At 55.8% G+C, this 13169-nt stretch carries 16 protein-coding genes; 8 read left to right on the top strand and 8 right to left on the bottom strand.

Translation table 11 applies throughout. The annotated features are described in order from the left end of the window. The first annotated feature begins 3 nt into the window (after positions 1-3). Positions 4-363: a fumarate reductase subunit FrdD gene (gene frdD, locus CSK29544_RS07140; RefSeq protein WP_007887517.1), complete on the top strand. Its 360-nt coding sequence runs from the start codon at positions 4-6 to the stop codon at positions 361-363. 116 nt (positions 364-479) lie between these two features. Further along, positions 480-1019, top strand: coding sequence for a lipocalin family protein (locus CSK29544_RS07135; RefSeq protein WP_071844239.1), 540 nt, complete (start codon positions 480-482; stop codon positions 1017-1019). Here CSK29544_RS07135 and sugE read toward each other — a convergent pair. Beyond that, positions 1016-1333, bottom strand: a complete 318-nt coding sequence (gene sugE / locus CSK29544_RS07130) for a quaternary ammonium compound efflux SMR transporter SugE (RefSeq protein WP_007702160.1) — start codon at positions 1331-1333, stop codon at positions 1016-1018. The genes CSK29544_RS07135 and sugE overlap by 4 nt on opposite strands. A gap of 278 nt (positions 1334-1611) precedes the next feature. Between sugE and CSK29544_RS07125 the strand changes: the two genes are divergently transcribed. Next, a complete protein-coding gene (locus CSK29544_RS07125; RefSeq protein ID WP_004386071.1) occupies positions 1612-2217 on the top strand; it encodes a response regulator transcription factor in 606 nt (201 codons plus the stop codon). A 40-nt stretch (positions 2218-2257) separates the two neighbouring features. On the opposite strand, the gene ecnB is transcribed toward CSK29544_RS07125, so the two are convergent. The 3 genes from ecnB to efp all read right to left on the bottom strand — a co-directional run bounded on the left by ecnB (position 2258) and on the right by efp (position 3263). Next, entirely contained in the window at positions 2258-2404 is a 147-nt protein-coding gene (gene ecnB / locus CSK29544_RS07120) for a lipoprotein toxin entericidin B (RefSeq protein ID WP_004386070.1), read from the bottom strand. A 102-nt stretch (positions 2405-2506) separates the two neighbouring features. Then, positions 2507-2638, bottom strand: a complete 132-nt coding sequence (locus CSK29544_RS22545; RefSeq protein WP_007871236.1) for an entericidin A/B family lipoprotein — start codon at positions 2636-2638, stop codon at positions 2507-2509. A 58-nt stretch (positions 2639-2696) separates the two neighbouring features. After that, the gene (efp, locus tag CSK29544_RS07115; protein WP_004386068.1) at positions 2697-3263 is read right to left on the bottom strand and encodes an elongation factor P; all 567 of its coding nucleotides are present in this window, start codon (positions 3261-3263) and stop codon (positions 2697-2699) included. A gap of 40 nt (positions 3264-3303) precedes the next feature. Here efp and epmB point away from each other — a divergent pair, with 40 nt between their 5' ends. Continuing rightward, on the top strand, positions 3304-4332 hold the full coding sequence (gene epmB / locus CSK29544_RS07110; protein WP_015386318.1) for an EF-P beta-lysylation protein EpmB: 1029 nt from the start codon (positions 3304-3306) through the stop codon (positions 4330-4332). Between the two features lie 261 nt (positions 4333-4593). Here epmB and CSK29544_RS07105 read toward each other — a convergent pair whose 3' ends face one another. The 4 genes from CSK29544_RS07105 to CSK29544_RS07090 form a co-directional block, all read right to left on the bottom strand. Beyond that, entirely contained in the window at positions 4594-4947 is a 354-nt protein-coding gene (locus tag CSK29544_RS07105) for a DUF4156 domain-containing protein (RefSeq protein WP_032975127.1), read from the bottom strand. A 241-nt stretch (positions 4948-5188) separates the two neighbouring features. Further along, positions 5189-6832, bottom strand: coding sequence for a chaperonin GroEL (gene groL / locus CSK29544_RS07100; RefSeq protein ID WP_004387019.1), 1644 nt, complete (start codon positions 6830-6832; stop codon positions 5189-5191). 49 nt (positions 6833-6881) lie between these two features. Beyond that, positions 6882-7175 carry a co-chaperone GroES gene (locus tag CSK29544_RS07095; RefSeq protein WP_004387018.1) on the bottom strand — a complete coding sequence of 98 codons (294 nt, stop codon included), beginning with the start codon at positions 7173-7175 and terminating at the stop codon, positions 6882-6884. A 136-nt stretch (positions 7176-7311) separates the two neighbouring features. Then, positions 7312-7788, bottom strand: coding sequence for an FxsA family protein (locus tag CSK29544_RS07090; protein WP_007887527.1), 477 nt, complete (start codon positions 7786-7788; stop codon positions 7312-7314). 337 nt (positions 7789-8125) lie between these two features. On the opposite strand from CSK29544_RS07090, the gene aspA reads away from it, so the two are divergent. The 4 genes from aspA (at position 8126) to CSK29544_RS07070 (ending at position 13147) form a co-directional block, all read left to right on the top strand. Beyond that, a complete protein-coding gene (gene aspA / locus CSK29544_RS07085) occupies positions 8126-9562 on the top strand; it encodes an aspartate ammonia-lyase (RefSeq protein ID WP_007871256.1) in 1437 nt (478 codons plus the stop codon). 112 nt (positions 9563-9674) lie between these two features. Continuing rightward, the gene (locus tag CSK29544_RS07080; protein WP_007887530.1) at positions 9675-10976 is read left to right on the top strand and encodes an anaerobic C4-dicarboxylate transporter; all 1302 of its coding nucleotides are present in this window, start codon (positions 9675-9677) and stop codon (positions 10974-10976) included. A gap of 123 nt (positions 10977-11099) precedes the next feature. After that, the gene (gene cutA, locus CSK29544_RS07075; protein ID WP_007796688.1) at positions 11100-11447 is read left to right on the top strand and encodes a divalent cation tolerance protein CutA; all 348 of its coding nucleotides are present in this window, start codon (positions 11100-11102) and stop codon (positions 11445-11447) included. Further along, positions 11423-13147, top strand: coding sequence for a protein-disulfide reductase DsbD (locus tag CSK29544_RS07070; RefSeq protein WP_007887533.1), 1725 nt, complete (start codon positions 11423-11425; stop codon positions 13145-13147). Before cutA ends, CSK29544_RS07070 begins: the two co-directional genes overlap by 25 nt. Positions 13148-13169 lie beyond the last annotated feature (22 nt).

Below are 13169 nucleotides of genomic sequence, written 5' to 3'. Positions count from 1 at the left end.
ATCGTGATTAATCAACACCCGAAACGCTCCGACGAGCCGGTATTCTGGGGCCTGTTTGGCGCAGGCGGCATGTGGTGCGCGATTATCGCGCCGGTCATCATCCTGCTGGTGGGCATTCTGCTGCCGCTCGGCATAGGGCCGGAAGGCGCATTCAGCTACGAGCGCGTGCTGGCGTTCGCCCAGAGCTGGGTGGGCCGCCTGTTCCTGCTCCTGATGATTGTGCTGCCGCTGTGGTGTGGCCTGCACCGCATTCATCACGGTATGCATGACCTGAAAATCCACGTTCCTGCCGGGAAATGGGTGTTCTATGGTCTGGCCGCCATTCTGACGGTCGTGACGCTGATTGGCGTAGTTACACTCTGAACCCTGTCGCCGCTTCTCACGAAGCGGCGCTTTTCTTCCTGACTATTTCCCTTCTCTGATGTTACAAAACCGCTACGGGCATCTACACTTAGCAGTAAAAACAGAAGGATCCCGCCATGCGTATTCGACTACTCCCTGTTATAGCTACCGTCGCGACTGCAGCACTGCTTGTCGCCTGCAGTACCCCGACGCCGCCGAGCGGTGTCAGAGTGGTGGAGGATTTTAACGTTAACCGCTATCTCGGCACGTGGTATGAAATCGCGCGTTTCGATCACCGCTTTGAGCGCGGTCTTGAGCAGGTCACCGCGATCTACAGCCTGCGTGGCGATGGCGGCCTGAACGTGATTAACCGCGGCTTTAACCCGGATCGTAACAAATGGCAGCAGAGCGAAGGTAAAGCCTATTTCACCGGCGATACCCGCCGCGCCGCGCTGAAAGTCTCTTTCTTCGGCCCGTTCTACGGCGGATATAACATTATCGCACTGGATAAAGACTACCAGCATGCGCTGATCTGCGGACCGGATCGCAGTTATCTGTGGATCCTCTCCCGCACGCCAACCATCAGTAAGCAAGTGAAAGAGGATCTGCTGGATTCCGCGACCCGTCAGGGCTTCGCGGTGGAAAAACTGATTTGGGTAAACCAGCGCGCCGGTTAGTGCGTGCTGAGTTTCAGACCGATAATCCCCGCGACGATAAGCCCCAGGCTTATCAGCCTCGCGGGGCTTGCGGACTCACCTAACAGCAGAATGCCGGTAATGGCCGCACCCACCGCGCCGATCCCCGTCCAGACAGCATAAGCCGTGCCGGTCGGCAGGCTTTTCATCGCCCATGAAAGCAGCACAATGCTGACAATCATCGCCGAAACGGTGATGAGGCTTGGCACAACACGCGTAAAACCGTGGGTATATTTCAGGCCGACGGCCCAGACCACTTCCAGAAGACCAGCGATAAACAGAACGAACCAGGACATATTCAGCTCCAGGTTATTTGGGGCCGTCCCCGTTCAACATGACGCGCTTGCAGGTCGTCCCGCAAGGCCAGGTGATTAAACAGCGGGATCATCCCTTCTTGTTGCGCATTTTGCAACCAGGTTTTTCCTAAACCAGCGGATTCTCGTGAGTTAAGCCAGGAAATAGCCGCGATTGTGCGCGTACATCACGGGTTCAGTTAGCGATAAATCTTCCTATGATGAAACACTTTCCTGCTGGCGTCAGCAGGTGCGTCTTTCTCTCCATAATGAATCCGAGCATGTATAAAATTTTACTGGTTGACCGCTGTCATTTCAGCCGTACCGGGCTCGAAAGCTGGCTTAACCACGCTGAAGATTTCGCGGCGCCGTTTCACGTGACGGCAACCGATCACTTGCTGCGCGCGCGTGAGCTTCTTATTCAATGGCAACCCAATATGGTGATTGCCGATCTTCACGGGTTTATGGGAGATATTCACCACGTAAATCAGTTCTCCTCGATTTTCGCCGCCTGCGGCAATACTACGCGCCTTATTTTATTACAAAGCGGTAGTTCAGACGTGCTGAATGATTATTGCTCACAGCAAATAACCTGGCGCATCGTGGATAAAACTATTCCACTGCGCGAGCTTGGCCAGATGATTGGTAAAGCGCTGATGTCACGTCCGCCGTTCGGCGAGCCTAAAACCATTACGCCGCTACTGACGCTGCGTGAAGAACGCATTCTGGAATGGTGGAGCGTGGGAATGAGCAATGAAGAAATCGCGCGGAAAATGGGCATCGCCGTTAAAACGGTTTACACCTATAAACGCAATATTCGCATGAAACTCGGTGCCGATAACCGCTTTTCGCTGTTCGTGCCGCTGCCAGAGATGTGCGCAAGATAACGGTACGACACCGGGAGGGGTCGTACCGTCGTCGCAAAGCTTACTGCGATGCGCGAGTCGCTGCGCCAGAAATTGCGCTACCGCCGTCCTGAATGTCTTCGCCTACACCACGCGTGGTGTTACAGGCCGTCAACAGTGAAGAAAGGACCAGTGCTGAAAAGAGCGCCGCAATTGTTTTCTTAACCATAATCTCTTCCTTTTATAGCCTAAGTTATTTGTGTATAGCTTTTTAAGCATAGACAAAAACTGACAAGCTGCCGGAAGGAAACGATTTTTAGGAACAGAAGAACTATTTTACTGCGCGCTCAATCGCGCCGCCGAGATGCTGAATATCTTCGCCAAAGCCACGAGCCGTATTACAGGCGCTGATTAGCGAGCACAGCAGCAGAATCAAAAGGGGACGTAACAGCGGGGTTTTCATGGAACGTTCTCTGCAAATATGCGGCGTGGCGACACCACGCCGCTGATATCAGTCGAGATTATTTTACGCGGGAAACGTATTCACCAGAGCGGGTATCCACTTTGATGACTTCGCCGATCTGTACGAACAGCGGTACTTTTACCACAGCGCCGGTAGACAGGGTCGCCGGTTTGCCACCGGTGCCTGCGGTATCGCCTTTCAAGCCCGGATCGGTATCCACGATTTCCAGCTCTACGAAGTTCGGCGGGGTAACGGAGATAGGCTGGCCGTTCCACAGGGTCACGATGCACTCAGCCTGGTCCAGCAGCCATTTCGCGTTGTCGCCAACGGCTTTGGCATCCGCAGCCAGCTGTTCGAAAGTTTCGTTGTTCATGAAGTGCCAGAACTCACCGTCGTTGTAGAGGTAAGTCAGGTTCATATCCACAACGTCTGCGCCTTCAGCGGAGTCGGTGGATTTAAAGGTTTTCTCAACGCGAGAACCGGTCAGCAGACGGCGCAGCTTAACGCGTGCGAACGCCTGACCTTTACCCGGTTTAACGAATTCGCTGGATTCAACGGCGTACGGTTCGCCGTCCATCATGATTTTAAGACCGGCACGAAAATCGTTGCTAGAATAAGTCGCCATAAGGCCCTCTGAAATTGTTAACTGGTAGCTAAGCCACAAAATGGCGCATATTGTAACCCTAAATACCCCATCCCGAGAAGATTGGTTATCGCAACTTGCCGATGTTATCACCGATCCCGATGAGCTCCTGCACCTTCTCAATATAGACGCCAGTGAAGAATTGCTGGCAGGTCGCGACGCGCGCCGGTTATTTGCGCTGCGCGTACCGCGCGCGTTCGCCGCGCGGATGGAGAAAGGCAACCCGCAGGATCCGCTGCTGCGCCAGGTATTAACCGCGCGCGAGGAGTTTGTCGCGGCGCCCGGTTTTACCACCGATCCGCTGGAAGAGCAAAACAGTGTGGTGCCAGGCCTCCTTCATAAGTACCACAATCGCGCGCTGCTGCTGGTAAAAGGCGGCTGTGCGGTGAATTGCCGCTACTGCTTCCGCCGTCATTTCCCGTATGCGGATAACCAGGGCAATAAGCGCAACTGGCAGGCCGCGCTGGATTACATCGCCGCGCACCCGGAGCTGGATGAAATTATTTTCTCCGGCGGCGATCCGCTGATGGCGAAAGACCACGAGCTGGAATGGCTGGTCGCGCATCTTGAGGCGATCCCACATATCAAGCGCCTGCGCATCCACAGCCGTCTGCCAATTGTTATCCCGGCGCGTATTACCGATGCGCTGGTCCGGCTGCTCGGCGAGACGCGTTTGCAGGTGCTCCTCGTGAATCACATTAACCATGCACAGGAAATTGACGACGCGTTTCGCGCGGGAATGGCGAAGCTGCGCGCGGCAGGCGTTACGCTGCTGAACCAGAGCGTGCTGTTGAAAGGCGTGAACGATAACGCGGCAACGCTGGCGGCGCTCAGCAATGCGCTGTTTGATGCGGGCGTGATGCCCTATTACCTGCATGTGCTGGATAAAGTACAAGGCGCGGCGCATTTTATGGTGAGCGACGACGAGGCGCGGGCGATTATGCGCGAGCTGTTGTCGCGGGTTTCCGGTTATCTGGTGCCGAAGCTGGCGCGTGAAATTGGTGGCGAGCCGAGCAAAACGCCGCTGGATTTGCAGCTGCGACAGAATTGATTTTATCGTGAATGGCAAGGCGGCGGGTGCGCTGGCGCTTACCCGCCCTACGCAGAAAAAGCGGCAGCGATAAACCTGTAGGGCAAGTAAGCGCAGCGCAGCCGCCACAGTCAAACCCAACGCGGCGTTAAAATCGTAGGGCGGGTAAGCGCAGCGCACCCGCCACAGTCAAACCCAGCGCGGCGTTAAAATCGTAGGGCGGGTAAGCGCAGCGCACCCGCCTTTTTATCTTTCAAAACCGTTAATGCGGTGATATCACTTTCAGTTCGGGCATTTATACACCTGACCGACCATTTTGCTGGATGTTGGAACAAAGCTTGAAAGCAGGTTCTGGGTCGGGCTGCTTACGCCATAAAGCACATTGCCGCCCATCGCTGCGGCCTGATTACGCAGATCGTTTGCCGCACCGCGCATGGAGCCGCCCTCTTCGCCGTGCTGACCAGAAAGCCAGTTGCTCTGCTCACCGGTCGCCGTGCCCAGTAAGCGGCACTCTTTACCTGGCTGCTCTTCAACAAAACGCACGCTCTGGCCTGCGGCAGAGAGTGAGTTACCGTTGCTGCATCCCGCCAGCAGCAGCGCTGCGACAACCATTCCTGTAGTGACTTTCAAGCGCATGTTGTTCCCCATTATGAATAGCTGGTGATAGCCTGGGCTGCGTAAGCCCGGTAAGACCTTATACTAAAAAGATGACCAAAAGAAAAACCCCGGCCATTCCTGACCGGGGTTTTCTGTTTTTAATCGAATAATTCAGGTTGCAGGCAGGCGGCAAGTTCATGAATCCCAGGCGCTTACCTCAGTAAGTGACGGGGGTGAATGAATGCAGCCAACGCACTGGGCCTGAAGTATGAAGATTAAATTACATCATACCGCCCATACCGCCCATGCCGCCCATGCCTGCAGCGCCTAAGTCGGCTTTATCTTCTTTCGGCAGATCGGTAACCATGCACTCGGTGGTGATCATCAGGCCAGCCACAGAAGACGCGTACTGCAGTGCAGAACGGGTCACTTTGGTCGGATCCAGGATACCCATGTCGATCATGTTGCCGTATTCTTCGGTCGCCGCGTTGTAACCATAGTTACCGTCGCCAGCTTTCACGTTGTTCGCGACAACAGACGGCTCTTCACCGGCGTTGGACACGATCTGACGCAGCGGAGCTTCCATTGCGCGCAGCGCAACTTTAATACCCACGTTCTGGTCTTCGTTCTGGCCAGTCAGTTCGGTCAGTTTCGCAGCAACACGCACCAGCGCTACACCGCCACCAGCAACCACGCCTTCTTCCACCGCAGCACGGGTTGCGTGCAGGGCGTCTTCAACGCGGGCTTTCTTCTCTTTCATTTCCACTTCGGTCGCAGCGCCAACCTTGATAACCGCAACGCCGCCAGCCAGTTTAGCTACGCGCTCCTGCAGTTTTTCACGGTCGTAGTCAGAGGTCGCTTCTTCGATCTGCTGACGGATCTGACCAACACGGCCCTGGATTGCGGATTCGTCGCCCACGCCATCGATGATGGTGGTGGTGTCTTTGTTGATAACAACGCGTTTCGCCTGACCCAGATCTTCCAGGGTCGCTTTTTCCAGCTCCATACCGATCTCTTCAGAGATAACGGTACCGCCAGTCAGGATTGCGATATCCTGCAGCATAGCTTTACGACGGTCGCCGAAGCCCGGTGCTTTCACCGCAGCCACTTTCACGATGCCGCGCATGGTGTTCACGACCAGGGTCGCCAGTGCTTCGCCTTCAACATCTTCAGCGATGATCAGCAGCGGTTTGCCTGCTTTAGCCACGGCTTCGAGAACCGGCAGCATTTCGCGGATGTTGGAGATTTTTTTGTCAGCCAGCAGGATGAACGGGCTTTCCAGCTCAACAGCGCCAGTTTCCGGCTTGTTGATGAAGTACGGAGACAGGTAGCCGCGGTCGAACTGCATACCTTCAACCACATCCAGCTCGTCCTGCAGACCGGTGCCTTCTTCAACAGTGATAACGCCTTCTTTGCCCACTTTCTCCATCGCTTCGGCAATCAGTTTACCTACGGTTTCATCGGAGTTAGCGGAGATGGTGCCGACCTGAGCGATAGCTTTAGAGTCAGAGCACGGTACGGAGAGCGCTTTCAGCTCTTCAACAGCGGCAACAACCGCTTTATCGATACCGCGTTTCAGGTCCATCGGGTTCATGCCTGCCGCAACAGCTTTCAGGCCTTCGGTGATAATAGCCTGTGCCAGTACGGTTGCAGTGGTGGTACCGTCGCCTGCCGCGTCGTTCGCTTTGGAGGCCACTTCTTTCACCATCTGGGCACCCATGTTTTCGAACTTGTCTTCCAGTTCGATTTCACGTGCTACGGACACGCCGTCTTTGGTGATGGTCGGCGCACCGAAAGATTTATCCAGCACCACGTTACGGCCTTTCGGGCCCAGGGTGACTTTCACTGCGTCTGCCAGTACGTTTACGCCGCGGAGCATTTTCACACGAGCGTCGTTACCGAATTTTACGTCTTTAGCTGCCATATCGTTATTTCCCTTAAATTCGTACGTTCAGTTTTGTTCGCGCGTGAGATTACGCTTCAACAATTGCCAGAATGTCGCTTTCAGACATGATCAGCACTTCCTGATCGTCCAGCTTCTCGGTTTTTACACCATAGCCATCGTTGAAAATTACGATGTCGCCCACTTTCACATCCAGCGGCTTCACTTCGCCATTTTCAAGGATGCGGCCATTGCCAACAGCCAGCACTTCGCCACGCGTGGATTTACCCGCAGCGGAGCCGGTCAGAACGATGCCGCCAGCAGATTTAGATTCAATTTCTTTACGCTTGACGATCACGCGATCATGCAATGGACGAATATTCATTGATAGCTCTCCTTTGAGAAAGTCCGTATCAGTTAGGGATTGAGCCGGCCCGTGAAGGTTTCCGGCTGGTGCCCTGAGAGATGGGGTTGGGGTTTTCCCCCTTCAAGGGGGAAAAGAAAAAAATTTTTTGGATTTTTTATCGCGAGTCGCGATCGTGGTCTTCAAGACGTTTGGGGCCGTCGTCTTTACGCTGGTACTCGCCGTCGAAGGTGTTGCCGCCCTGCGATGAAGCCCCAAAACCACCGCCCGGCATCCGCCCAAAGCGCAAATGCGGCATCAGGCGCAGGGTAATAAGTTTTTGCACCGGCGGCAGCAGCAACAGCAGGCCGAGGAAATCGGTAAAGAAGCCAGGCAACAGAAGCAACAGGCCTGCGATAATCAGCGACACGCTCTTCAGCATTTCCGCCGCCGGGCTTTCGCCCGCTTCCATTTTCTGCTGCATCAGCATCAGGTTTTTAAAGCCTTGGTTACGCACCAGCGACATCCCGATGACCGAGGTGAAAATCACCAGTACTAAGGTCAGAAAAACGCCGAACACATGCGCCACCTGAATAAAGATGGAAATTTCAATGTAGATGTAAAGAAAGAAGGCGATAAAGGGTATCCAGCGCACCGGGTTCTCCTGTAAAAAGCAGGCGCCTTCTGGCGCCTTAGAAATGGATGTGCGAACGCATATACACTGAGATGGAGGCGCCTTAGTCAAAGTTCAATCACTTTGCACGGACATTTTTTCTGGAAATTTTTAAGCGGTGACCCATTTCACAGTTTAATAATTGTCATCAGACGCGGCCGGGAATAAGTGATCCAGGTTACTGCTTTTCGCTATCATCAGCATATGATCGTGGGCACCAGACCGATTAAGGACATAAATGTCGGTCATTTTACCTCCATAACCACATATATCCTGTGAGTTTGGTGCATTCTTAGTCAGCTTAAGTAAGAAGGTTCACATGTTAAACAACATTCGTATCGAAGAAGATTTGTTGGGTACCAGGGAAGTTCCAGCGGATGCCTACTACGGTGTTCACACTCTGCGAGCGATTGAAAACTTTTACATCAGCAACAGCAAAATCAGCGATATCCCTGAGTTTGTTCGCGGCATGGTGATGGTGAAAAAGGCGGCGGCGCTGGCCAACAAAGAGTTGCAGACCATTCCGCGCAAAATCGCCGACACGATTATCGCCGCCTGCGATGAAGTGCTGAATAACGGAAAATGCATGGATCAGTTCCCGGTCGATGTGTACCAGGGCGGCGCGGGCACTTCCGTTAACATGAACACCAACGAAGTGCTGGCGAACATTGGTCTTGAGCTGATGGGCCACCAGAAAGGGGAATACCAGTTCCTCAACCCTAACGATCATGTGAACAAATGCCAGTCCACGAACGACGCCTACCCGACCGGCTTCCGCATCGCGGTTTACGCGTCTGTCGTGAAACTGGTCGACGCCATTAAAGAGCTGGGCGAAGGTTTCCAGCGCAAGGCCGTCGAGTTTGAAAACATCCTGAAAATGGGCCGCACCCAGCTTCAGGACGCCGTGCCGATGACGCTCGGCCAGGAGTTCCACGCATTTAACGTGCTGCTGAATGAAGAAACCAAAAACCTGCTGCGTACGGCGGAGCTGCTGCTTGAGGTGAACCTCGGCGCGACCGCTATCGGCACGCGTCTGAACACCCCGGATGGTTATCAGCAACTGGCGGTGCAGAAACTCGCGGAAGTGAGCAATCTGCCGGTCGTTCCGGCGGAAGACCTGATCGAAGCGACCTCCGACTGCGGCGCTTACGTTATGGTGCACAGCTCGCTCAAGCGACTGGCCGTTAAGCTCTCCAAAATCTGTAACGACCTGCGTCTGCTCTCTTCCGGTCCGCGCGCGGGCTTAAACGAAATTAACCTGCCGGAGCTGCAGGCGGGTTCGTCCATCATGCCAGCCAAAGTGAACCCGGTTGTGCCGGAAGTGGTAAATCAGGTCTGCTTTAAAGTCATCGGCAACGACACCACCGTGACCATGGCGTCTGAAGCCGGCCAGCTGCAGCTGAACGTGATGGAGCCGGTCATCGGCCAGGCGATGTTTGAGTCGATTCATATCCTGACCAACGCCTGCTACAACTTGCTGGAAAAATGCGTCAACGGCATTACCGCCAATAAAGAAGTGTGCGAAGGCTACGTCTACAACTCTATCGGTATCGTCACCTATCTCAACCCGTTCATCGGCCACCACAACGGCGATATCGTCGGGAAGATTTGCGCTGAAACCGGCAAGAGCGTGCGTGAAGTCGTACTGGAGCGCGGTCTGCTGACGGAAGCGGAGCTGGACGACATTTTCTCTGTCCAGAACCTGATGCATCCGGCCTACAAAGCAAAACGCTATACCGATGAAAGCGAACAGTAATCCCCTTTCGCGGTACACTGAAAAGGCACGTCTTCGGACGTGCCTTTTTCGTTTAATGGATACCAAATTATAACTTTTAATTATCCAACAATTAACCATCAAGGAAGCCATCATGATAGTTGTCGAACTTATCATCGTTTTACTGGCCATTTTTCTTGGCGCCAGGCTTGGGGGAATCGGCATTGGGTATGCAGGCGGGTTGGGCGTGCTGGTCCTCGCCGCCATCGGGGTGAAACCCGGTAATATCCCTTTTGACGTTATCTCAATCATCATGGCGGTGATCGCCGCCATCTCCGCCATGCAGGTCGCGGGCGGGCTCGATTTCCTGGTCAACCAGACGGAAAAGCTGCTGCGCAAAAACCCGAAATACATCACGATACTGGCTCCCATCGTCACTTATTTTCTGACGATTTTCGCCGGTACCGGGAATATCTCGCTCGCCACGCTGCCGGTTATCGCCGAAGTGGCCAAAGAACAGGGCGTGAAGCCTTGCCGTCCGCTCTCCACCGCCGTGGTCGCCGCGCAGATAGCCATCACGGCGTCGCCGATTTCCGCGGCCGTGGTGTATATGTCCTCGGTGATGGAAGGTCACGGCGTCAGCTACATTCATCTGCTGATGGTCGTTATCCCTTCTACGCTCGCGGCGGTCCTGGTCATGTCTTTTCTCGTCTCGATCCTTTTTAACTCGAAGCTTTCCGACGATCCGGTGTACCTCAAACGTCTTGAAGAGGGGTTAATCGAGCTGCGCGGCGATAAGCAAATTGACATCAAACCGCGCGCCAAAACCTCCGTATGGCTGTTCCTGCTGGGCGTGGTTTGCGTTGTTGCATATGCGATTATCAACAGCCCGAGCCTTGGCCTTGTGGCAAAACCGCTGATGAACACCACCAGCGCCATCCTCATCATCATGCTGAGCGTCGCGACGCTTATCACGCTTCTCTGCCGCGTGGAAACCGACACCATTCTGAACTCCAGCACCTTTAAAGCGGGAATGAGCGCCTGTATCTGTATCCTCGGCGTGGCGTGGCTTGGCGACACCTTCGTTTCCGCCAATATCGACTGGATCAAAGCCACGGCGGGCAGCGTGATTCAGGGCCACCCGTGGCTGCTGGCGCTGATTTTCTTTATCGCCTCCGCGCTGCTTTATTCTCAGGCGGCGACCGCCAAAGCGCTGATGCCGATGGCGCTGGCGCTGAACGTCTCCCCGCTGACAGCCGTCGCCTCTTTTGCCGCCGTTTCCGGCCTGTTTATTCTGCCGACCTATCCGACACTGGTTGCCGCCGTACAGATGGACGATACCGGCACCACGCGTATTGGCCGCTTCGTCTTTAACCACCCGTTTTTTATTCCGGGCACGCTCGGCGTTGTGCTCTCCGTCTGCTTTGGCTTCCTGCTGGGCAGCGTCATGCTGTGATCTTCCGGGGCGCTGCGGCGCCCCTTTTTACGTCACAACCCCTCACACCTGCGCTCAACGGCTAACGCGCCCGCTTCTGCCGTTGTATAGTAGCCGTTCACACTTTTCAGGCAGGAGGGCTTTATGCTGGATGAAAATACCGTTACTCACGCCGCGCCGGACGCCGTCGTTGTGCTTTGCACCGCGCCGGACGAAGCCACCGCGCAGGATCTGGCGGCCAAAGCGCTGGCGGAAAATCTCGCCGCCTGCGTGACGCTGCTGCCGGGTGCCACCTCGCTCTACTACTGGGAAGGCAAACTGGAGCAAGAGTACGAAGTGCAAATGGTGTTAAAAAGCGATATCGCGCGCCAGCAGGCGCTGCTGACGTGTCTTAAAAGCCATCATCCGTATCAGACACCCGAACTGCTTGTGATCCCCGTTATTCATGGAGACAACGATTACCTCTCATGGCTCACCGCATCCTTACGCTGATCCTGCTGTTTTGCAGCGCTCATGCTTCGGCCTCACTCTTCGGCCAGCAAAACGCCTCGCAGTTTGTGCCGGCAGACCAGGCCTTCGCGTTTGATTTTCAGCAGCAGAAGAACCAGCTGACGCTGAACTGGCAGATTAAGCCCGGCTACTATCTCTATCGCCAGCAAATTCGCGTAACGCCCGCCAGTGCAAGCGTGGCACCGCTCGCACTGCCCACTGGCGAGCCGCATGAAGATGAGTTCTTCGGCAAAAGCGAAATCTACCGTGACGCGCTCAGCGTGCCGGTCACGGTAGAGCAGGCGTCGCCGGGCGCGACGCTGAGCGTGACGTACCAGGGCTGCGCAGAAGCCGGTTTCTGTTACCCGCCGGAAACCCGCACGGTGCCGCTGAGCGCCGTCGAACCGACAGAGAGTGTTAAAGCCGACGCCGCTACGCCTTCGGCCGCCACTGGCGAGCAAACCCGCGTTAACAGCGATGCGCCTTCCGCCACCCTGCCCTTCTCCGCGCTCTGGGCGCTGCTCATCGGCATCGGCGTCGCTTTCACCCCCTGCGTGCTCCCCATGTACCCGCTTATCTCCGGCATCGTGCTTGGCGGCGAAAAACGGCTTTCCACCCGCCGCGCGCTGCTGCTGGCGTTTATCTACGTGCAGGGAATGGCGCTCACGTATACCGCGCTCGGGCTGGTGGCCGCCGCCGCGGGGCTACAATTTCAGGCGGCGCTGCAAAGCCCGTGGGTGCTGGTGACGCTCTCTGCGGTGTTTGTTCTGCTGGCACTCTCGATGTTCGGGCTCTTTACGCTGCAACTGCCCGCGTCGCTGCAAACGCGCCTGACGCTGATGAGCAACCGCCAGCGCGGCGGCTCGCCGGGCGGCGTGTTTGCGATGGGCGCGATTGCCGGGCTTATCTGCTCGCCCTGCACCACTGCGCCGCTCAGTGCCATTCTGCTTTATATCGCCCAGAGCGGGAACCTGTGGCTCGGCGGCGGTACGTTGTATCTCTACGCGCTCGGCATGGGGCTGCCGTTGATTATGGTTACCGTTTTCGGCAACCGGCTGCTGCCAAAAAGCGGCCCGTGGATGGAGCAGGTAAAAACCGCGTTCGGCTTTGTTATCCTGGCGCTACCGGTATTTCTGCTGGAGCGCGTGCTGGGCGAGCCGTGGGGAGTGCGTCTCTGGAGCGTGCTTGGCGTCGCGTTCTTCGGCTGGGCGTTTGTCACGAGCCTGAACGCCACCCGCTCCTGGATGCGCGCGGTGCAAATCGTCCTGCTGGGTGCGGCAATGATTTGCGCCCGTCCGTTGCAGGACTGGGTTTTCGGCGCGCCTGTCGCGGAATCCCAGGCGCATCTGGCCTTCACCCGCATCGCCACGGTGGACGATCTCGACCGCGCGCTGGCGCAGGCCAAAGGCAAGCCGGTGATGCTCGATCTCTACGCTGACTGGTGCGTCGCCTGTAAAGAGTTTGAAAAATATACGTTCAGCGCGCCAGAGGTGCAGCGCGCGCTTGATGGCGCGGTGCTGTTGCAGGCTAACGTCACCGCTAACAGCGCCGCCGATGTGGCATTGCTGAAGCGCCTTAATGTGCTCGGGCTGCCCACGATTATTTTCTTCGATGCGCAGGGTAACGAGATCCCAAATGGCCGCGTCACCGGTTTTATGGACGCCCCCGCGTTTGCAACGCATTTGCACAATCGCCTGCGGTAAACAACACTTGGGTGGGAGAAAC

It is taken from the genome of Cronobacter sakazakii, assembly GCF_000982825.1.
In the GTDB taxonomy this organism is placed as follows: Bacteria; Pseudomonadota; Gammaproteobacteria; order Enterobacterales; family Enterobacteriaceae; genus Cronobacter; species Cronobacter sakazakii.
Note: the sequence above shows the minus strand (reverse complement) of the source record. Positions and strands in the feature narration are given on the sequence as shown.